This window comes from Pseudomonas sp. Yb2C2 (assembly GCF_052112325.1).
GTDB lineage: Bacteria > Pseudomonadota > Gammaproteobacteria > Pseudomonadales > Pseudomonadaceae > Aquipseudomonas > Aquipseudomonas marginalis.
The window spans coordinates 169,428-188,237 of record NZ_JAVAJK010000006.1 but is presented as its reverse complement, the minus strand read 5'-3'; the positions used below and the strand labels follow the sequence as shown (position 1 = coordinate 188,237).

At 60.9% G+C, this 18,810-nt stretch carries 17 protein-coding genes and 1 pseudogene; 7 read left to right on the top strand and 11 right to left on the bottom strand.

Features of this window, described 5'->3' with window-relative positions; all coding sequences use genetic code 11:
* Positions 1 to 23 precede the first annotated feature (23 nt).
* The 3 genes from dbpA to yccS all read left to right on the top strand — a co-directional run bounded on the left by dbpA (position 24) and on the right by yccS (position 5,125).
* A complete protein-coding gene (gene dbpA, locus Q8X51_RS10650) occupies positions 24 to 1,361 on the top strand; it encodes an ATP-dependent RNA helicase DbpA (RefSeq protein WP_235865629.1) in 1,338 nt (445 codons plus the stop codon).
* Positions 1,362 to 1,543: 182 nt separating this feature from the next.
* Entirely contained in the window at positions 1,544 to 2,722 is a 1,179-nt protein-coding gene (locus Q8X51_RS10645; protein WP_407693667.1) for an NAD(P)/FAD-dependent oxidoreductase, read from the top strand.
* 219 nt (positions 2,723 to 2,941) lie between these two features.
* Entirely contained in the window at positions 2,942 to 5,125 is a 2,184-nt protein-coding gene (gene yccS / locus Q8X51_RS10640) for a YccS family putative transporter (protein WP_065947504.1), read from the top strand.
* A 26-nt stretch (positions 5,126 to 5,151) separates the two neighbouring features.
* On the opposite strand, the gene Q8X51_RS10635 is transcribed toward yccS, so the two are convergent.
* Positions 5,152 to 5,889: a substrate-binding periplasmic protein gene (locus tag Q8X51_RS10635; RefSeq protein ID WP_065947505.1), complete on the bottom strand. Its 738-nt coding sequence runs from the start codon at positions 5,887 to 5,889 to the stop codon at positions 5,152 to 5,154.
* 201 nt (positions 5,890 to 6,090) lie between these two features.
* On the opposite strand from Q8X51_RS10635, the gene Q8X51_RS10630 reads away from it, so the two are divergent.
* Positions 6,091 to 6,543, top strand: a complete 453-nt coding sequence (locus Q8X51_RS10630) for a GNAT family N-acetyltransferase (RefSeq protein ID WP_065925482.1) — start codon at positions 6,091 to 6,093, stop codon at positions 6,541 to 6,543.
* A 22-nt stretch (positions 6,544 to 6,565) separates the two neighbouring features.
* Here Q8X51_RS10630 and Q8X51_RS10625 read toward each other — a convergent pair whose 3' ends face one another.
* From Q8X51_RS10625 to Q8X51_RS10615, 3 genes are read right to left on the bottom strand one after another with little or no spacing between them, the layout of a single operon-like run.
* Complete coding sequence (locus Q8X51_RS10625; protein ID WP_065925483.1) at positions 6,566 to 6,862, bottom strand: winged helix-turn-helix domain-containing protein; 297 nt, start codon at positions 6,860 to 6,862, stop codon at positions 6,566 to 6,568.
* A 19-nt stretch (positions 6,863 to 6,881) separates the two neighbouring features.
* Positions 6,882 to 7,382 carry a M48 metallopeptidase family protein gene (locus Q8X51_RS10620; RefSeq protein ID WP_065925484.1) on the bottom strand — a complete coding sequence of 167 codons (501 nt, stop codon included), beginning with the start codon at positions 7,380 to 7,382 and terminating at the stop codon, positions 6,882 to 6,884.
* 43 nt (positions 7,383 to 7,425) lie between these two features.
* Complete coding sequence (locus Q8X51_RS10615; RefSeq protein WP_065925485.1) at positions 7,426 to 9,531, bottom strand: putative bifunctional diguanylate cyclase/phosphodiesterase; 2,106 nt, start codon at positions 9,529 to 9,531, stop codon at positions 7,426 to 7,428.
* A gap of 308 nt (positions 9,532 to 9,839) precedes the next feature.
* Between Q8X51_RS10615 and Q8X51_RS10610 the strand changes: the two genes are divergently transcribed.
* Positions 9,840 to 10,505, top strand: a complete 666-nt coding sequence (locus Q8X51_RS10610; RefSeq protein WP_065925486.1) for a polysaccharide lyase family 7 protein — start codon at positions 9,840 to 9,842, stop codon at positions 10,503 to 10,505.
* Between the two features lie 656 nt (positions 10,506 to 11,161).
* Positions 11,162 to 11,455 carry a fructose-bisphosphate aldolase gene (locus tag Q8X51_RS10605; RefSeq protein WP_407693668.1) on the top strand — a complete coding sequence of 98 codons (294 nt, stop codon included), beginning with the start codon at positions 11,162 to 11,164 and terminating at the stop codon, positions 11,453 to 11,455.
* 57 nt (positions 11,456 to 11,512) lie between these two features.
* On the opposite strand, the pseudogene Q8X51_RS10600 reads toward Q8X51_RS10605, so the two are convergent.
* A pseudogene (locus tag Q8X51_RS10600) lies at positions 11,513 to 11,631 on the bottom strand (fructose-1,6-bisphosphate aldolase); the annotation flags it as partial.
* A 243-nt stretch (positions 11,632 to 11,874) separates the two neighbouring features.
* Between Q8X51_RS10600 and Q8X51_RS10595 the strand changes: the two are divergent.
* On the top strand, positions 11,875 to 12,147 hold the full coding sequence (locus Q8X51_RS10595; RefSeq protein ID WP_407693669.1) for a hypothetical protein: 273 nt from the start codon (positions 11,875 to 11,877) through the stop codon (positions 12,145 to 12,147).
* 121 nt (positions 12,148 to 12,268) lie between these two features.
* Here Q8X51_RS10595 and fba read toward each other — a convergent pair whose 3' ends face one another.
* From fba to tkt, 6 genes are all read right to left on the bottom strand, one after another.
* Positions 12,269 to 13,333, bottom strand: coding sequence for a class II fructose-bisphosphate aldolase (fba, locus tag Q8X51_RS10590; protein WP_407693670.1), 1,065 nt, complete (start codon positions 13,331 to 13,333; stop codon positions 12,269 to 12,271).
* A 258-nt stretch (positions 13,334 to 13,591) separates the two neighbouring features.
* Positions 13,592 to 13,924: an MliC family protein gene (locus tag Q8X51_RS10585; protein WP_027606036.1), complete on the bottom strand. Its 333-nt coding sequence runs from the start codon at positions 13,922 to 13,924 to the stop codon at positions 13,592 to 13,594.
* A gap of 60 nt (positions 13,925 to 13,984) precedes the next feature.
* Entirely contained in the window at positions 13,985 to 14,212 is a 228-nt protein-coding gene (locus Q8X51_RS10580; protein WP_027606037.1) for a hypothetical protein, read from the bottom strand.
* Between the two features lie 29 nt (positions 14,213 to 14,241).
* Positions 14,242 to 15,405, bottom strand: coding sequence for a phosphoglycerate kinase (locus Q8X51_RS10575; RefSeq protein ID WP_027606038.1), 1,164 nt, complete (start codon positions 15,403 to 15,405; stop codon positions 14,242 to 14,244).
* A gap of 17 nt (positions 15,406 to 15,422) precedes the next feature.
* On the bottom strand, positions 15,423 to 16,478 hold the full coding sequence (gene epd / locus Q8X51_RS10570; protein WP_065947508.1) for an erythrose-4-phosphate dehydrogenase: 1,056 nt from the start codon (positions 16,476 to 16,478) through the stop codon (positions 15,423 to 15,425).
* 138 nt (positions 16,479 to 16,616) lie between these two features.
* Positions 16,617 to 18,614: a transketolase gene (gene tkt / locus Q8X51_RS10565; RefSeq protein ID WP_407693671.1), complete on the bottom strand. Its 1,998-nt coding sequence runs from the start codon at positions 18,612 to 18,614 to the stop codon at positions 16,617 to 16,619.
* Between the last annotated feature and the right edge of the window lie 196 nt (positions 18,615 to 18,810).

The following is an 18,810-nucleotide window of genomic DNA, read 5'->3' as shown; positions in this document are numbered from 1 at the left end:
ATACTTTGCCCCTGTCCGCCGCCATGCTGGCTAACCTCGACTCGCTGGGTTATGTCGAGATGACGCAGATCCAGGCGCAAAGCTTGCCGGTGATCCTCAAGGGGCTGGACCTGATTGCCCAGGCCAAGACCGGCAGCGGCAAGACCGCGGCGTTCGGCATTGGCCTGCTGAACCCGATCAACCCGCGCTACTTCGGCTGCCAGGCCCTGGTGATGTGCCCGACCCGTGAGCTGGCCGACCAGGTCGCCAAGGAAATCCGCCGCCTGGCCCGCGCCGAAGACAACATCAAGGTCCTGACCCTGTGCGGCGGCGTGTCCCTCGGCCCGCAGATCGCCTCCCTGGAGCACGGCGCCCACGTGATCGTCGGCACCCCGGGCCGTATCCAGCAACACCTGCGCAAGGGTTCGCTGGTGCTGGACGGCTTGAACACCCTGATCCTCGACGAAGCCGACCGCATGCTCGACATGGGCTTCTACGACGCCATCGAAGACATCATCAGCAAGACCCCGCCGCGCCGCCAGACCCTGCTGTTCTCGGCCACCTACCCGGTGAGCATCAAGCAACTGGCGTCGAAATTCATGCGCGCGCCGCAGCAAGTGAAAGCCGAAGCGTTCCACTCCGACGACCAGATCGAGCAGCGTTTCTACGAGATCTCCCCGGAAGAACGCATGGACGCCGTGACCAAGGTACTGGCGCATTTCCGCCCGGCCTCCTGCGTGGCGTTCTGCTTCACCAAGCAGCAAGTGCAGGAAACCGTCGATCACCTGACGGCCAAGGGCATTTCCGCCGTCGGCCTGCATGGCGACCTGGAACAGCGCGACCGTGACCAGGTATTGGCGATGTTCGCCAACCGCAGTACCTCGGTCCTGGTGGCCACCGACGTCGCCGCCCGCGGCCTGGACATCGACGCGCTGGACATGGTCATCAACGTCGAACTGGCCCGCGACTCGGAAATCCACATCCACCGCGTAGGCCGTACCGGTCGTGCCGGTGAGACCGGCATCGCCATCAGCCTGGTGGCGCCGTCCGAAGCGCATCGCGCCCAGGCCATCGAGCAACTGCAGAAGTCGCCGCTGAACTGGGACCAACTCGACAACCTCAAGCCGCAAAGCGGTGGTCCGCTGCTGCCGGTGATGAGCACCCTGTGCATCGCCGCCGGGCGCAAAGACAAGGTGCGCCCGGGCGACATCCTCGGCGCATTGACCGGCGAAGCCGGCATCCCGGGTGCCCAGGTCGGCAAGATCGCGATCTTCGACTTCCAGGCCTTCGTGGCCGTGGAACGCGGCATCGCCAAGCAGGCGTTGCAGCGCTTGAACGACGGCAAGATCAAAGGCCGTTCGTTGCGCGTTCGGATCCTGTAACACGGTCTCCGACCTATATGGAGATCCAATGTGGAAGGGCGCTTGCTGTGGTGAGCGGGCTTGCTGTGGTGAGCGGGCTTGCCGCGCGCTGGGCTGCGAAGCAGCCCCATTGAATCGGGGCGCAAGCCCCCTCCCCCAGTTTTGATTGCATTTCAGCCCCCTATTTTTGTGAGGACATTGCTGTGCGCTCGACCGAAGTTGTGATCATTGGCGCCGGCGCCGCAGGCTTGATGTGCGCACTGACCGCCGCCGGGCGTGGGCGCAAGGTGATGCTGCTCGACCATGCGAACAAGGCCGGCAAGAAGATCCTGATGTCAGGCGGCGGCCGCTGCAATTTCACCAATATGTACACCGAGCCGGCCAACTTCCTCTCGCACAACGCGCACTTCTGCAAGTCCGCCCTGGCCCGCTATACCCAGTGGGACTTTATCGGGCTGGTGGCCAAGCACGGTGTGCCCTACCACGAGAAGAAACTCGGCCAGCTGTTCTGCGATAACAAATCCAGTGACATCCTCGGCATGCTGCTGGACGAGTGCATCCAGACCGGCGTGAGCCTGCACCTGGACACCTCGATTGAAGAAATCGCCAAGGTCGACAGCGGCTACCAGTTGCAGACCACCCTGGGTGAACTGCGCTGCGAATCCCTGGTGATCGCCACCGGCGGCCTGTCGATCCCGACCCTGGGCGCCAGCGGTTTTGGCTATCAAGTCGCCAGGCAGTTCGGCCACGAACTGCTGCCGACCCGCGCCGGGCTGGTGCCGTTCACCATCACCGACCAGCTCAAGGACTTGTGTGGCGAGCTGTCCGGGACCTCGGTGGATTGCCTGGTCAGCTGCAACGGCCAGAGCTTTCGCGAGAACCTCCTGTTTACCCATCGCGGCCTCAGCGGCCCGGCGATTCTGCAGATTTCCTCCTACTGGGAGTCCGGCGACACGCTGGAGATCAACCTGCTGCCCGACCACGACGCCCACACCTGGCTGCAACAGCAGCAGGTGGAGCGCCCCAACAGCGAGCTGAAAACCCTGCTGGGTGAAATCTTCACCAAGAAGATGGCCAACCTGCTGGCGGACACCTGGTTCGCGTCCAAGCCGATGAAGCAGTACACCCACGCTGAAGTGGCCGATATCTCGCAAAAACTCTCGAGCTGGCAACTGGTGCCGGCGGGCACCGAGGGCTACCGCACGGCCGAGGTGACCTTGGGCGGGGTGGATACGCGGGAAGTCTCGTCCAAGACCATGGAATCGCTGAAAAGCCCGGGCCTGTACTTTATTGGGGAAGTGCTGGATGTGACCGGGCATCTGGGCGGGTTTAACTTCCAGTGGGCCTGGGCTTCCGGTTACGCTGCCGCGCAGTTTGTTTGACACGACGCAGTAAAAAATGTGGGAGGGGGCTTGCTCCCGATAGCGGTGTATCAGTGATAGATGTTCTGACTGACACACTGCAATCGGGAGCAAGCCCCCTCCCACATTTGATTTACGGTATGCCTGGGAATAATTTGCTGCCAGATGTGATCACCACCCTTGCCGTGGCGTCACTGATGGCTCAATTTAGCGGCATCGTCCCGGAAGACTCCAGACTTCATGTCATCGACCTCGTTCAAGCAGTCCATGCGGCGCCTGTGGGCGCTGGATAAATTCAGCTACAGCATCCGGGTGTTTATCGCCCTCACCGGCAGCATGGCGCTGTGCTGGTATCAGGATGAAATGGCCCTGCTGATCCCGCTGTTCCTGGGGATTATCGCCAGCGCCCTGGCCGAGACCGACGACAGCTGGCAAGGCCGCCTCAACGCCCTGGCGGTGACGCTGGTGTGTTTCAGCATCGCCGCGCTGTCGGTGGAGCTGCTGTTCCCCTACCCCTGGATTTTCGCCATCTCCCTGGCCCTGGCCACGTTCTGCCTGACCATGCTCGGCGCCTTGGGCGAACGCTATGGCGCGATTGCTTCGGCCACCTTGATCCTGTCGGTCTACACCATGATCGGCGTGGACCAGCGCGGCGGCGCCGTCAGTGATTTCTGGCACGAGCCGTTGCTGCTGGTGGCCGGCGCCGCCTGGTACGGCGCGTTATCGGTGCTGTGGCAGGCGCTGTTCTCCAACCAGCCGGTGCAGCAGAGCCTGGCGCGGTTGTTCCGCGAGCTGGGGCGTTACCTGAAGCTCAAATCATCGTTGTTCGAACCGATTCGCCAACTGGACGTGGAAGCCCGCCGCCTGGAACTGGCCCAGCAAAACGGCCGGGTGGTGGCGGCGCTGAATGCGGCGAAGGAAATCATCCTGCACCGTGTCGGCAATGGCCGGCCGGGGTCGAAGGTCAGTCGCTACCTCAAGCTGTACTTCCTGGCCCAGGACATCCACGAACGCGCCAGCTCGTCCCACTATCCTTACAACGCCCTGGCCGATGCGTTTTTCCACAGCGATGTACTGTTCCGCTGCCAACGCCTGCTGCGTCAGCAAGGCAAGGCCTGCCAGGCCCTGGCCGAGTCGATCCAGCTGCGCCAGCCGTTCATCTATGACGACAGCTTCGCCGAAGCCCTCAGCGACCTGAATGCCTCCCTGGAACACCTGCGCATCCAGAGCAACCCGGCCTGGCGCGGCCTGCTGCGTTCCTTGCGCGCCCTGGCGGCCAACCTGTCCACCCTCGACCGCCTGCTCGGCGACGCCAGCAACCCCGACGCCCTGGCCGACGCCACCGACAGCAACCTGCTGGACCGCGCCCCGCGTAACCTGAAGGAAATGTGGACGCGCCTGCGCACCCAACTCACGCCGACATCGCTGCTGTTCCGCCATGCACTGCGCCTGTCCCTGGCGCTGACCGTCGGCTACGGCATGCTGCATGCGATCCACGCCTCCCAGGGTTATTGGATCATCCTCACCACGCTGTTTGTTTGCCAACCGAACTATGGTGCCACGCGGCGCAAGCTCGGCCAGCGAATCATCGGCACCGCCATCGGCCTCACCGTGGCGTGGGCGCTGTTCGACCTGTTCCCCAGCCCCTTGGTGCAATCGATGTTCGCCATCGCCGCAGGCCTGGTGTTCTTTATCAACCGCACCACCCGCTACACCCTGGCCACGGCGGCGATCACCCTGATGGTGCTGTTCTGCTTCAACCAGGTGGGCGATGGCTACGGACTGTTCCTGCCACGCCTGTTCGATACCCTGCTTGGCAGCCTGATCGCGGGCCTGGCGGTGTTCCTGTTCCTCCCGGACTGGCAAGGCCGGCGCCTGAACAAAGTGCTGGCCAACACCCTGACCTGCAACAGCATCTACCTGCGCCAGATCATGCAGCAATACGCCGCTGGCAAGAGCGACGACCTGGCCTACCGCCTGGCCCGGCGCAATGCCCACAACGCCGATGCGGCGCTGTCCACCACCCTGGCGAATATGCTGATGGAGCCTGGGCATTTCCGTAAGGAAGCGGATGTGGGCTTCCGCTTCCTGGTGCTGTCGCACACCTTGCTCAGCTACCTGTCGGGGCTCGGGGCACACCGCGAAACCCAACTGCCGGCCGAGGTGCGCGCGCACTTGATCGATGGCGCCGGCAATAGCCTGGCGGCGAGCATTGACGAAATCGCCACCGGGCTGGCGAACAAGCAGCCGATTGCGATTCAGAGCGATGCCGAGGAGGCCTTGGCGGCGGACCTGGAGCAGATGCCGGATGAGATTGATGAAGGGCAGCGGTTGGTGCAGACGCAGTTGGCGTTGATATGTCGGCAATTGGGGCCGTTGCGCACCTTGGCGGCGCATTTGATCAAGGACACCAGCGCGGCTTAGGTCGCTATCGGGGGCCCGCACAGGCACTACATGCCATGGGCCTTCATCAACCGCTCATAACTGCCATCCGCCTTCATCCTGGCAATCTCGCGGTCAAAGCTCGCCACAATCTGCGCATGCTCGGGGTTCTTCAGGCTGACCAGGATATGCAGGCTGTTTTCGCTCAGTGGCGTGGGCAGAAACTCCACCGCATTGCGCACCCGCGCCGACTCGCGCGACAGGTAATAGCGCGCCACATACTCATCCTCCACGGTCAACCGCACCCGCTGCGCCGCCAGCATGCGTACCGCCATGGCGAAGTTATGCACCGGCACTTTCTGCAACTGCCCATCCCCATCGAACGCCGCCGAATAGGCATAACCGCGCACCACGGCAATGGGATAGTCGTGCAACTGCTCCAGGTTCTGAAACTCGATGGGATCGTCACGGCGCTTGATGAAACGCACGCGATTGAGCAGGTATTCGCCGGAAAACTGCCCCAATTGTGTACGGGCCTCGTCGTACCAGGCGTTGACCAGCACGTCATAGCGCCCATCGCCCACCCCCATCAGCGCTCGCGCCCAGGGCACCTGTTGAAAGTCGCTGGCATAGCCCGCACGGGCCAGGGCCGTGGTGACTATATCGGTGGCCAGGCCACCGTTGATCAAGGTGGCATCGGTAAACGGTGGCCAGGCATCCGCGACCAGGCGCAGACGCTGTGCGAACACAGGTGTCGCCAGCAACAACACTCCAATCAAAGCAACGGCACGAGACAATCGCGGCATGCTCAAAATCCTTGGCGGCGGGCGGTGGCCTTGGCTCAGGCAGGGCCTGAGGTTCTAACATTAGCTCAGATTACACAAAGAAACGGACGTCGAGAGCACTCAATGATGGCAAATTGATTTCATTCACAAAAAATAGTCGATTTAGACAGAGTCGTCCGTCGCGCTTACTATCCAGAACAGACATTCAAGTGAGAACACACCATGACAGTCGATTGGGTCTGTAAACATCACACCGACCTGGGCAAGGAGCAGCTGTACGCCATTTTGCGTTTGCGCGGCGAGGTCTTCGTTGTGGAGCAGAAGTGCGTCTACCAGGATATCGACGGGCAAGACCTGGCGGGCGATACCCACCACCTGATGGCGTGGAAAGACGACGAGCTGGTGGCCTACCTGCGCCTGCTGGACCCGGAGTCCCAGGGCGGCGACGTGGTGATCGGCCGTGTAATCGTGGCGCCGGTTGCACGGGGCACCGGGCTGGGGCACCAGATGATGGAAGAAACCCTCAGGCAGATTGACGAGATCTGGCCTGAGATGCCGATCTTCCTGTCAGCCCAGGCCCATCTGCAGGGGTATTACGGGCGGTATGGGTTTGTGGTGGCGGGTGAGGAATACCTGGAGGATGACATTCCGCATATCGGGATGCGGCGCGCTTGAGGCCGCCCAGCCACCGCTGAACTCAGGGGTAACCCAGAACCCGCTTGATCTGGCTGAGATTCACCTCGATCCACCCCCGATCAATCGCGCCCCAATCGCGAATCCGATAATGCCCGGCATGGTTGCGGGCCCCATCCTCCTGCTCGAACTCACACACAATATCCAGGTCCGCCAGCGCCGCAATCGTGTCCTGCGCGGTGCGCCGGGGCATGCCGGTGACATCGGTCAGCGCCGGGACGCTGCTGGCCAGCCCACTGTCGATCAGGTACGCCACGTACAGCCGGCGGTAGAAGCTGCTTTTGGTCTTGCTCACATCCATGGTTGGTCGCCTTGTGCGGTCAGGGCTTGCCCTGCAGGTCGCGATACGTGAGGTATACCCGCAGGTCGAATTCCACCTGGTGGTAGCCGGGCATCATGTAGTCGCAGAGTTTGTAGAACGCTTTGTTGTGGTCCGATTCCTTGAAGTGCGCCAGCTCATGAACCACGATCATGCGCAGGAATTGCGGCGCGGCCTCTTTGAACAGCGAGGCAATGCGGATCTCTTTCTTGGCTTTGAGATTACCGCCCTGCACCCGCGAAATCGTGGTGTGCAGGCCCAGGGCGCGGTGGGTCAGGTCCAGGCGGTTATCGAACAGCACTTTGTCGATGGCCGGCGCGTTGCGCAGGTGTTCCTGCTTCAAGGCCTGGGCATAGGCGTACAGGGCTTTGTCGCTCTGCACCCCATGGCGATCGGGGTAACGCTGCTCCAGGTAGGCGCCCAACTGGTCCTTGGCGATCAGTTGGCGCACTTGCTCCTGGAGGGCAGCGGGGTAGGCCTGGAGGTATTTCAGCGCGGTCATTGGGGTCTGCAACAGGATTCGGATGGGCGCCAGTGTAGCGAATTCAGCGCACGCGGGCGCGTGACCAGTCGACCACCTCTTCAGCCATCAGGGGCTGCGCCGCCCACGGCCCCTGGATAAACGGGCAACCCTGGGCCTTGAGCCACTGGGCCTGCTCCTGGGTTTCCACGCCCTCGGCCACCACGACCACCTCAAAATGCCTGCACAGCTCGATAATGCTGCGCGCCATCGCCGCGTCCCGCACCGAGCCCGGCAGCCGCGCAACCAATTGCGGATCAAGCTTGAGTGTATCGAAGGCCAGGTCGCGCAAATGCGCCAGGGAACACTGGCCCGAACCGAAGTCATCCAGGGCGATACGCACCCCGATACGGCGCAGCAACTTGAGCTGCTTGGCGGCCTCTTCCAGGTTACTCATCAGGCAGTCCTCGCTGATTTCCACCTCCAACTGGTACCCCTCCAGCCCATAGCGCTCGAGCATCTGCTGCAGTTGGTTCACCAGGTTCGGCATATTGAACTGGCTGCTGCTCAGGCTCACGCTCAACACCAATTCATCGTCGAACGCGGCTTGCCACGCCTGGCGCTGGGCGGCGATCTGCTGATAGATCCACGTGCTCAGTTGACTGATCAGCCGCGCCTCTTCCAGCAACGGTAAAAACAGCCCCGGCGGCACATCGCCGACGCTGGGGTGCCGCCAGCGCAACAACACCTCAACGCCGCGCAAACGCCCATCCACCAGCGAAACCTGGGGCTGATAGACCAGGGTGAAATCCTTGTTTTGAATCGCCGTACGCACGCTGTCTTCCAGCATCAGCCGCGAGCGGGCGCGACCGTTCATTTCCTGGTCGTAATAGCGATATTGCTGGCGGCCGGCGCGCTTGGCTTCGTACATGGCGATGTCGGCCGCGCGCAGCAAACCACTCAAATCCGCGCCGCAATCCGGGAAGGTGGCAATGCCGATGCTGACGCCGAGCATGACATCCAAACCGTCGACCTGCTGGCACACCGACACTCGCTCGATCAGCTTTTCCGAGATCTTTGCCGCCTGCTCCGGGAACTCCAGCTCCAGCAGCGCCGTGAATTCATCGCCGCCCATGCGGCCAATAATGTCGTAGGAGCGCAGACAGCCCTGCAATTGCTCCGAGACCCAGCGCAATACACGGTCGCCGGCATCATGGCCCAGGGAGTCGTTGACCCGCTTGAAACCGTCGAGGTCCAGGTACAGCAACACCAGGGACTGCTCTGTCCGCTCACTGCGGGATAAGGTGTTTTCCACCGCCTGGTAGAAACCACGCCGGTTCAACAGCCCGGTCAGCGGATCCGTCACGGCCTGGAATTCCAGCTGCTGGTGCAGGTGGCGCACTTCGGACATATCCAGCACCGTCACCACCATGGCCTTCTGCTCTGCGGGCAGCGGCGCGCAGGACAACGCCACAGGCACTTGCTGGCCACGGCTGGTGCGCAGGAGCGCATCGTGCAGGCGCCAGGTTTCACCGCGGCGGTAGTCGGCGTACATTTGCGAATCCGGCCAAGTGGGCACATGGGGCTTTTGCAGGAAACTCAGGAAGTCCTGGCCTTGCAGTTCCTGGATCGTGGCATTGAGCAGGCGCGAAATCGCCGGGTTGGCGTATTCGATCACGCCCTCTTCACTCACCACCAGGATGCCCTCGGCGGCGTTATCCAATACCGAGGCATTGAACGCCCGGGCGGACTCCAGGTCATGGCTCAGGCGCTGCAAGGCCCGGCGGTTGCGCTGATGCTCCAGCAACGCCTGGACCTTGGGCTTGAGGATGTGCGGGTCGAAGGGCTTGAACAGGTAGTCGATGGCGCCGCTGGCGTAGCCTTCCAGCACGGCGGCGGGGGATTGGGCGTTGGCACTCAGAAAAATGATCGGGGTCATGCGCGTGCGCTGGCTGCCGCGCATCAAGCGAGCGACTTCGAAACCGTCCATGCCGGGCATCATCACATCCAGCAGCACCAGGTCGACCTCATGCTGCAGCAGCAACTCGAGGGCTTCCACCCCGGACGCGGCGGTGATCACCACCCAATCATCACGTTGCAGAAGCGCACGCATGCTGATCAGATTTTCCGGATAGTCATCGACCACCAGAAGAACCGAACTGCCATCGCCATGAGGTGGAGCGCATTCCATGCTAGGTCTCTTCCTTGGGTCTACTCCGGTCACTTCTGAGAGAAAACCCGGACAAACATTGAGGCCTCACTCTAGCCCCGGATCCTGAAAATCAGAAGTGACGTGGACGCCATCATTGCGCCAAAGTTCAGTCAGCCGACTAACGGTCAACCTCTACAGCCCACGGTTCATGGGAAACATGGCTTTTTGGCATTCCCTTGGCGCCAATAAATTGCCAGCAAACGTTTAACAACTGGCCGGCCACCGCCTATAAAGAACCTGTCAGGCCCCCGGGCCAAAGCCTTCACCCCCTGTAAAAGGCCAATGCCATGATCGACCTCTCCACTTGGAACCTGAGCATTCCGGTCGGCTCGCCCCCCGCGACGATCGACACGCCCAGGCTGCTCAGCGGCTTCAACGACCAATACTTCCAGGCCGAAGGCAGCAACGTGCAATTCTGGACCCCCGTCACCGGCACCCGCACCGAAAACGCCGTGTACCCGCGCAGCGAACTGCGCGAAACCTACGCCGACGGCCGCCTGCGCAATTGGACCTACCCCGAAGCCGACAACTTCCTGCGCGCCACCCTGGCGGTCAACCAGGTGCCCTCCAGCGGCAAGATCGTCATCGGCCAGATCCACGCCTATGACAGCCAGAAACCGCTGATCAAGCTCGAATACCAGTTCAAGGAAAAGACCCAGACCGGCAACATCGTCGCCAAGGTGCGCATGCGCCCGGACGAAGATGAAAGCCGCGTGATCATCGTCGCGTCCAATGTGCCGCTGGAGAAAAGCTTCACCTACGTAATCAACCTCAACAAAGCCGGGCTGCTCAGCGTGTACGCCGCCGACAGCGAGTGGAATGAACGCATCGGTGCAGCGTGGGCCGCCAAGCCGCTGTACTTCAAGGCAGGCGCTTATGTGCAGGACAACAGCGGGGACAGCAAGGAAGGCGCGAAGGTGACGTTTGCGAAGTTGGATATTGATCACGAGTGAAGTGTCCGGTGGCGCCAAGGACGATTCCTCGGTGAAGCGACCGTATTAAACACGCCACCATCCCTGTGGGAATCGGGTTTGCTCGCGATAGCGGCATAGGCACTTAAAGTGCTGACACATAACTCTGTGGTGAGCGGGCTTGCCCCGCGCTGGGCTGCGAAGCAGCCCCAAAACCTTCACCTTGAGTGATTCTGGCACTCTGCGGTGACCTTATTGGGGCTGCTGCGCAGCCCAGCGCGGGACAAGCCCGCTCACCACAAGAGCCTCGTGGGCTCAGGTAATATTTTCACCAAAGATGTGCAGATATGCATGGCTATCGCTGGCAAGCCCTGCTCCCGCAGTTGATCTGCTTTGTCTGAAGACGCTGCGCTCGTCCTACACGACCGTTGCGACAAGCTAAATCGCCGCTTATAGTTCGCCCCGTCGCCGGCATTGAACGGCGATAGGGTTTCGCAGCCCTACAGAGTTAAAACCGTACCCGTCAAAACAGTCCCGGTATCCTTGCCGACGGCCGTCTTTGTTATGGCGGCTGTGCGTGGGAGACCTTCGGGTCTGCCGGGTCTTAACTCCTCGGTCTGCGAACCCGCGCACAGCTGCCACCCAAATTTGTTTCGCAGCAAACGGTGGCTTTCTTCTATTTGAGTTAAGGATTTGCCATGAAGAACCAACTCCCGCCGCGCCGCTTTTACCCTTGCACCGAAACCGCCACCGAAAACCCCGTGCTCCTGATAGACAGCGACGCCCCACTGCTCGACCTCCACGCCTGCCTGCGCGAACGCCTCAACGCCGCCCTTGAGCACCTCAACCTGATGGCCTGCTCCAGCCTGCCGGACTTCGCCGAATGTGACTTGAATAACGTGGCCAATACCGCACGTATCCTCGTGCAGGACGTAAGCGATGTGTTTCGGGTGATTGAACATCGAGGTTTCGATTCAACACCTGCAACCTGATCAAGTACCAGCCACAAAGCCCGCATCACTGCGGGCTTCTTTTCAAACGCTGAAGGCTCAGTTCACCTTGGCGTTCAACTCACCTTTCAAATACCGCTGGTGTATCGCTTCCAACGAGACCGGCTTGAACCGGCAGTACCAAACGCTTCATAACGCGCGATACACACCTCACGCATGCTTGCTGGGTGACACCCACGTTGTATTCGTAGTCCGATTGAATACATCCGCCCCCTTTAGCGCACACCTTTTATTCTAGTTTTTCCATCGAAGCCAATCAAAAAACTATAACGAACTGTTAACTCTAACAGGTGCAAAAAAAGGTAAACGCCATTAACTTTAACCCTGCACAACACGGGTTATAAAACTAAAACCCACGACATTTCCAGCACCACTAGACCTAATCAAAAAGGACTAAAGAAATGGCTAACAACAGAATTGACTCAATATCTATCATTGGCAATACAGCAACACTTACAGGTTACACATCCGTTCCAAACGCTCGAGTTTATGCCGCCATTGCCCATGTCGGCACTGAGCTTGGACAAACCCAGGCATACGCAAATGGCGCATTCACCGTCACAACTCGCCCACTGGCGCCTGGAAACTACAAAGTCGTCGTTCGGGATCTGGAAAACGGTACCGTTGGGAATAACCAGGACTGGTCAAACGCTGTTGATTTTGTAATCAACTAATCAAAAATACCAACACGAGAAATCTCTCTAACAGCAAAAGCCTTGAACAAAGAGCCTTATATTCATATTTAACGCATTATAAAAAACCCGCATCTCTGCGGGTTTTTTAAACATCTCTGGCTCAGTTCACCTTAGCGTTCAACTCACCTTTCAGGTAACGCTGGTACATCGCTTCCAACGAGATCGGCTTGATCTTCGAAGCGTTGCCGGCGGTGCCGAAGGCTTCGTAGCGAGCGATACACACATCACGCATCGCGGTAACGGTGGCGCCGAAGAATTTACGTGGGTCGAACTCACTCGGGTTGGTGGCCATCAGGCGACGCATCGCGCCGGTGGACGCCAGGCGCAGGTCGGTGTCGATGTTGACCTTGCGCACGCCGTACTTGATGCCTTCGACGATTTCTTCAACCGGTACGCCGTAGGTTTCTTTGATGTCGCCGCCGTACTGGTTGATGATCGCCAGCCATTCTTGCGGTACCGAGGAAGAACCGTGCATCACCAGGTGGGTGTTAGGGATGCGCTTGTGGATTTCCTTGATGCGGTCGATGGCCAGTACGTCGCCAGTCGGTGGCTTGGTGAACTTGTAGGCGCCGTGGCTGGTGCCGATAGCGATCGCCAGGGCGTCCACTTGGGTCTTCTTGACGAAGTCGGCGGCTTCTTCCGGGTCTGTCAGCATCTGGCTGTGATGCAGCACACCTTCAGCGCCGATGCCGTCTTCTTCGCCGGCCATGCCGGTTTCCAGGGAACCCAGGCAACCCAGTTCGCCTTCAACCGAGACGCCGCAGGCGTGGGCCATGGCTACGGTTTGTTGGGTTACGCGTACGTTGTACTCGTAGTCGGTTGGGGTCTTGCCGTCTTCGCCGAGGGAGCCGTCCATCATCACCGAGCTGAAGCCCAGCTGGATGGAGCGCTGGCACACGTCAGGGCTGGTGCCGTGGTCCTGGTGCATGCACACCGGGATGTGTGGGAATTCCTCGATCGCGGCGAGGATCAGGTGACGCAGGAACGGGGCACCGGCGTATTTGCGCGCACCGGCCGAAGCCTGGACGATCACTGGGGAGTCGGTCTTGTCAGCGGCTTCCATGATGGCGCGCATCTGCTCAAGGTTGTTGACGTTAAAGGCTGGGACGCCGTAGCCGAACTCGGCTGCGTGGTCCAGCATTTGACGCATGCTGATAAGTGCCATTGTGTTGTCTCTCCCGGTCGAGGGTCGTTAATCGTGCAAGCCTGCCGTAGCGGCGGCTGCTATTCAAGTTATTGCAGGTCAGGCTTTGCATGCCTGGCGTGCTGAATCGTTATTGCTGATGTGGGAGGGGGGCTTGCCCCCGATGACAGCCTGTCAGTGATGACTCTGTTGGCTGATCCACCGCTATCGGGGGCAAGTCGAATCGTCGCACCGCCCCTCCCACATTTTGGTCTCATCGATGTTGAGACCGCGTTCTATTTACTGGGCCTTGCAGCCACGCCCGATCAAATCGTCGGTGGCAACCCAGTAAACCAGGCCTTCCTCACCTTTTGTGTGAAACGCCAACTGGTCGTTGCTGTACAGCACGCCCGAAGCCGCCACATCCTGTTTGAGGCGATAAACCTGGTCGGAGCCGCCGAGGCGTACATCCACCTCACTGCGGGCCTGGTTGGCGAAGCGCCAGTTGACCTCGGCCTTGCTGTCGCAGGTCCAGGTGGTCCACTTACCTTCCGGCTCTGCCTTGTTGAACATGTTCATGCTGCTGCAACCGGCCAGTAGGGCCAGGGCTGCCAGGGCGAAAACGCCTTTCATTGCCAATCCTCGCAGCGGGGCCAAAGGCCGCCGATGCCGTCGGTTAGTTGATCAGACCCGTCAAGGGCAACCCTGTTCCTGACCGTTGGGCGCGGAGTCGTATTTCTCCAGCCGTTCGTTGCCGATGCGCTTGTTGATTACCGGCATGGTCTCGGCTTGCCAGTCAGCCTGATAGCAGCTTTTTTTCTGCTCCGTGGCAGGTTTGCCTGCCGCCGGCGCTGCGCTTGGCGTGCTGCCGCAGCCGGCCAACAGGCCCGCTGCGATCACCATTGCCAACGACTTGATCATGGGAATACTCCTTTTCCGGATCACGAGCCTTAGCCTTTGGCTCGGGTTTCCAGCACTTCCACGGCGGGCAGGACTTTGCCTTCGACGAATTCGAGGAATGCACCGCCACCGGTAGAAATGTAGGAGATCTGGTCGGCAACGCCATATTTATCGATGGCCGCCAGGGTGTCGCCGCCGCCGGCGATGGAGAATGCCGAGCTGTCTGCGATGGCCTTGGCCAGCACTTTGGTGCCGTTGCCGAACTGGTCGAACTCGAACACGCCGACCGGACCGTTCCACAGGATGGTCTGGGAGGCTTTCAGCAGTTCTGCAAAGTTGGCTGCAGTTTGCGGGCCGATGTCCAGGATCATGTCGTCGGCGGCCACGTCGGCGATGAGCTTGACGGTGGCTTCGGCGGTTTCAGCGAACTCCTTGGCAACCACCACGTCCACCGGCAACGGCACGCTGACCTTGGCGGCGATGGCGCGGGCGGTGTCGAGCAGGTCCGGCTCATACAGGGACTTGCCCACCGGGTGGCCTGCTGCCGCCAGGAAGGTATTGGCAATGCCGCCACCAACGATCAACTGGTTGCAGATCTGGCTCAGGCTGTTGAGCACGTCCAACTTGGTGGACACCTTGGAGCCGGCAACGATGGCAGCCATCGGTTGGGCCGGAGCGCCCAGGGCCTTGCCCAGTGCCTCCAGTTCAGCCGCCAGCAATGGGCCGGCAGCCGCCACCTTGGCGAACTTGGCCACGCCGTGGGTCGAACCCTCGGCACGGTGGGCGGTACCAAAAGCGTCCATCACGAACACGTCGCACAGGGCGGCGTATTGCTGGGCCAGTTCGTCGCTGTTCTTTTTCTCGCCTTTGTTGAAGCGCACGTTTTCGAACAGCACGATGTCGCCAGGCTTAACGTCGACGCCGCCCAGGTAGTCAGCCACCAACGGCACGTCACGGCCCAGGGCCTTGCTCAGGTAGTCGGCTACCGGCTTGAGGCTGTTTTCGGCGGAGAACTCACCTTCGGTCGGGCGACCCAGGTGGGAGCAGACCATCACGGCCGCGCCTTTTTCCAGGGCCAGCTTGATGGTCGGCAGCGAGGCCAGGATTCGCGCATCGCTGGTGACAACACCGTCCTTGACGGGGACGTTGAGGTCTTCGCGAATCAGTACGCGCTTACCTTGCAGATCGAGGTCGGTCATCTTCAACACGGTCATGGGTGGCAGTTCCTGAATTACTGTTGAGGTTGTTTAGAGGCGATATGCAGATAATGTTCCGCAACGTCGAGCATTCGGTTGGCAAAGCCCCATTCGTTGTCGAACCAGGCCAGGATGTTCACCAGCCTCGGACCGGAAACGCGGGTCTGGCTGGCATCGACAATCGCCGAATGCGGGTCATGGTTGAAATCACAACTGGCGTGGGGCAACTCGGTGTAGGCCAGCAAGCCTTTGAGCGGGCCGCTGGTGGCGGCGTCGCGCAGGATCCGGTTGACCTCCGTCGCATCCGTGTCGCTGACGGTTTGCATGGTGATGTCCAGGCAGGACACGTTCACCGTCGGCACCCGTACGGCTTTGGCCTGGATTCGCCCGGCAAGTTCCGGCAGCAGGCGTTCAATGCCGCGGGCAAGGCCTGTGGACACCGGAATCACCGACTGGAACGCCGAGCGCGTGCGGCGCAAGTCTTCATGGTGATAGGCGTCGATCACCGGCTGGTCGTTCATCGCCGAGTGGATGGTGGTGATCGACACGTAGTCCAGGCCGATCGCCTGATCCAGCAGGCGCAACAGCGGCACGCTGCAGTTGGTGGTGCAGGAGGCATTGGACACCAGCAGCTCATTGCCGGTCAGGCAATCCTGGTTGATGCCGAAGACGATGGTGGCGTCGACATCCGCCTCGCTGGCCATCGGCTGGGAAAACAGCACACGCGGAGCACCGGCGTCGAGGAAACGCTGGCCATCGGCACGGGTGTGATAGGCACCGGAGCATTCCAACACCAGGTCGACGCCCAGCGCCGCCCAGTCGATGCCCTCGGGGGTGGCGCTGCGCAACACTTTCACGCAGTCGCCGTTGATATGCAGACAATCGCCTTCGACCCGCACTTCGCCGGGAAAGCGGCCGTGGGTGGAGTCAAAGCGTGTCAGGTATTCGATGCTGGCCATGTCGGCCAGGTCGTTGATCGCGACAATTTCAAACCCGGCTGCCGCCCCTCGCTCGAACAGAGCACGCAAGACGCAACGACCAATGCGGCCGTAGCCGTTGAGTGCAACTTTGTAGGGACGCGTTTGGGGCATGGGGTTCTCGATCAAGGTTAGTTCGGTGTTGAATGCAGTATCGCCATCGCGGGCAAGCCCGCTCCCACATCAGACCGAGATCCAAATGTGGGAGCGGGCTTGCCCGCGATAGCGCCAGTACAGACAACGCAGACTGACTTAGTCTTCCAGCAGCTCTTCAGCCTGACCCAGGATATTTTCCAGGGTGAAACCGAACTCTTCGAACAACGCTGGCGCCGGCGCCGACTCACCGTAGGTGGTCATGCCGATCACGCGGCCTTCCAGGCCCACGTACTTGTACCAGTAGTCGGCGTGAGCCGCTTCGATGGCGATACGCGCGCTGACCTGCAACGGCAGGACCGATTGCTTGTAGCCGGCGTCCTGGGCTTCGAACACGCTGGTGCACGGCATGGACACAACGCGCACGTTACGGCCTTGGGCAGTTAGCTTGTCGTACGCCTGAACGGTCAGGCCCACTTCGGAACCGGTGGAGATCAGGATCAGCTCGGGCTCGCCGATGCAGTCCTTGAGCACGTAGCCGCCACGGCTGATGTCGGCGATCTGCGCGTCGGTACGCACCTGGTGTTGCAGGTTCTGACGGGAGAAGATCAGCGCCGAAGGGCCGTCCTTGCGCTCGATCGCGTGCTTCCAGGCCACCGCGGATTCCACCGCGTCGGCTGGGCGCCAGCAATCCAGGTTCGGCGTGGTGCGCAGGCTGGTCAGTTGCTCGACCGGCTGGTGCGTCGGGCCGTCTTCGCCGAGGCCGATGGAGTCGTGGGTGTACACATGGATCACGCGTTTCCTCATCAGCGCGGCCATACGTACGGCATTGCGCGCGTACTCCATGAACATCAGGAAGGTCGCGCCGTAAGGCACCAGGCCGCCGTGCAGGGACACGCCGTTCATGATGGCGCTCATGCCGAATTCGCGCACGCCGTAGTACATGTAGTTGCCGCTGGCGTCTTCGGCCGAGACACCTTTGCAGCCTTTCCACAGGGTCAGGTTGGAACCGGCCAGGTCGGCCGAACCGCCGAGGAACTCAGGCAGCAGCGGGCCAAAGGCGTTCAGGGTGTTCTGGCTGGCTTTACGGCTGGCGATGGTCTCGCCCTTGGCCGCGACTTCAGCAATGTAGGCCGAGGCTTTTTCCGAGAAATCGGCAGGCAGGTCACCGGCCAGGCGACGCACCAGCTCGTTGGCCAATTCCGGGAATTCGGCGGAGTAGGCGGCGAAACGCTGGTCCCACTCGGCTTCGGTGGCCAGGCCTTTCTCCTTGGCATCCCATTCGGCGTAGATGTCGGCCGGGATTTCGAACGGGCCGTGGTTCCACTTCAGCGCGGCGCGAGTCAGGGCGATTTCCGCGTCACCCAATGGGGCACCGTGGCAATCTTCCTTGCCTTGCTTGTTCGGCGAGCCGAAGCCGATGGTGGTCTTGCAGCAGATCAGGGTCGGCTGCGCGCTCTTGCGGGCGGTGTCGATGGCGGTCTTGATCTCTTCCGGATCGTGGCCGTCGACATTGCGGATTACCTGCCAGTTGTAGGCTTCGAAACGCTTGGGGGTGTCATCGGTGAACCAGCCTTCGACTTCGCCGTCGATGGAGATACCGTTGTCATCGTAGAAGGCGATCAGCTTGCCCAGGCCCAGGGTACCGGCCAGGGACGCGACTTCGTGGGAAATGCCTTCCATCATGCAGCCATCACCCAGGAACACATAGGTGTGGTGATCGACGATGTCGTGGCCAGGGCGGTTGAACTGCGCGCCCAGGACTTTTTCGGCCAGCGCGAAGCCCACGGCGTTGGCCAGGCCTTGGCCCAGGGGACCGGTGGTGGTCTCGACGCCCGGGGTGTAGCCGAATTCCGGGTGACCCGGGGTGCGGCTGTGCAGCTGGCGGAAGCTCTTGAGGTCATCGATGGTGACGTCGTAGCCGGTCAGGTGCAGCAGCGAGTAGATCAGCATCGAGCCGTGGCCGTTGGACAGTACGAAGCGGTCACGGTCGGCGAACGACGGGTTGCTCGGGTTGTGCTTCAGGTAATCACGCCAAAGTACCTCGGCGATATCCGCCATGCCCATCGGGGCACCGGGATGGCCGCTGTTGGCTTTTTGCACGGCATCCATGCTGAGGGCACGAATGGCGTTGGCACGCTCACGACGGCTGGGCATCGCTGTTCTCCTGAGGATTTTGAAGAGTGAATGATTAAAAGAAACGGAAAAAAGGATCGGCATTTTCCCTCAGCCACCGCCTGCGGGCAATGACAGATAGTCACTTGCAGGTGTTTTTCCTGTGCTTTGGGCAGCAATCGCTTGCAGAAACCTTTAACCGCTTCGTCTAAAGGTTATAGCGGCTGCTTATAACCGC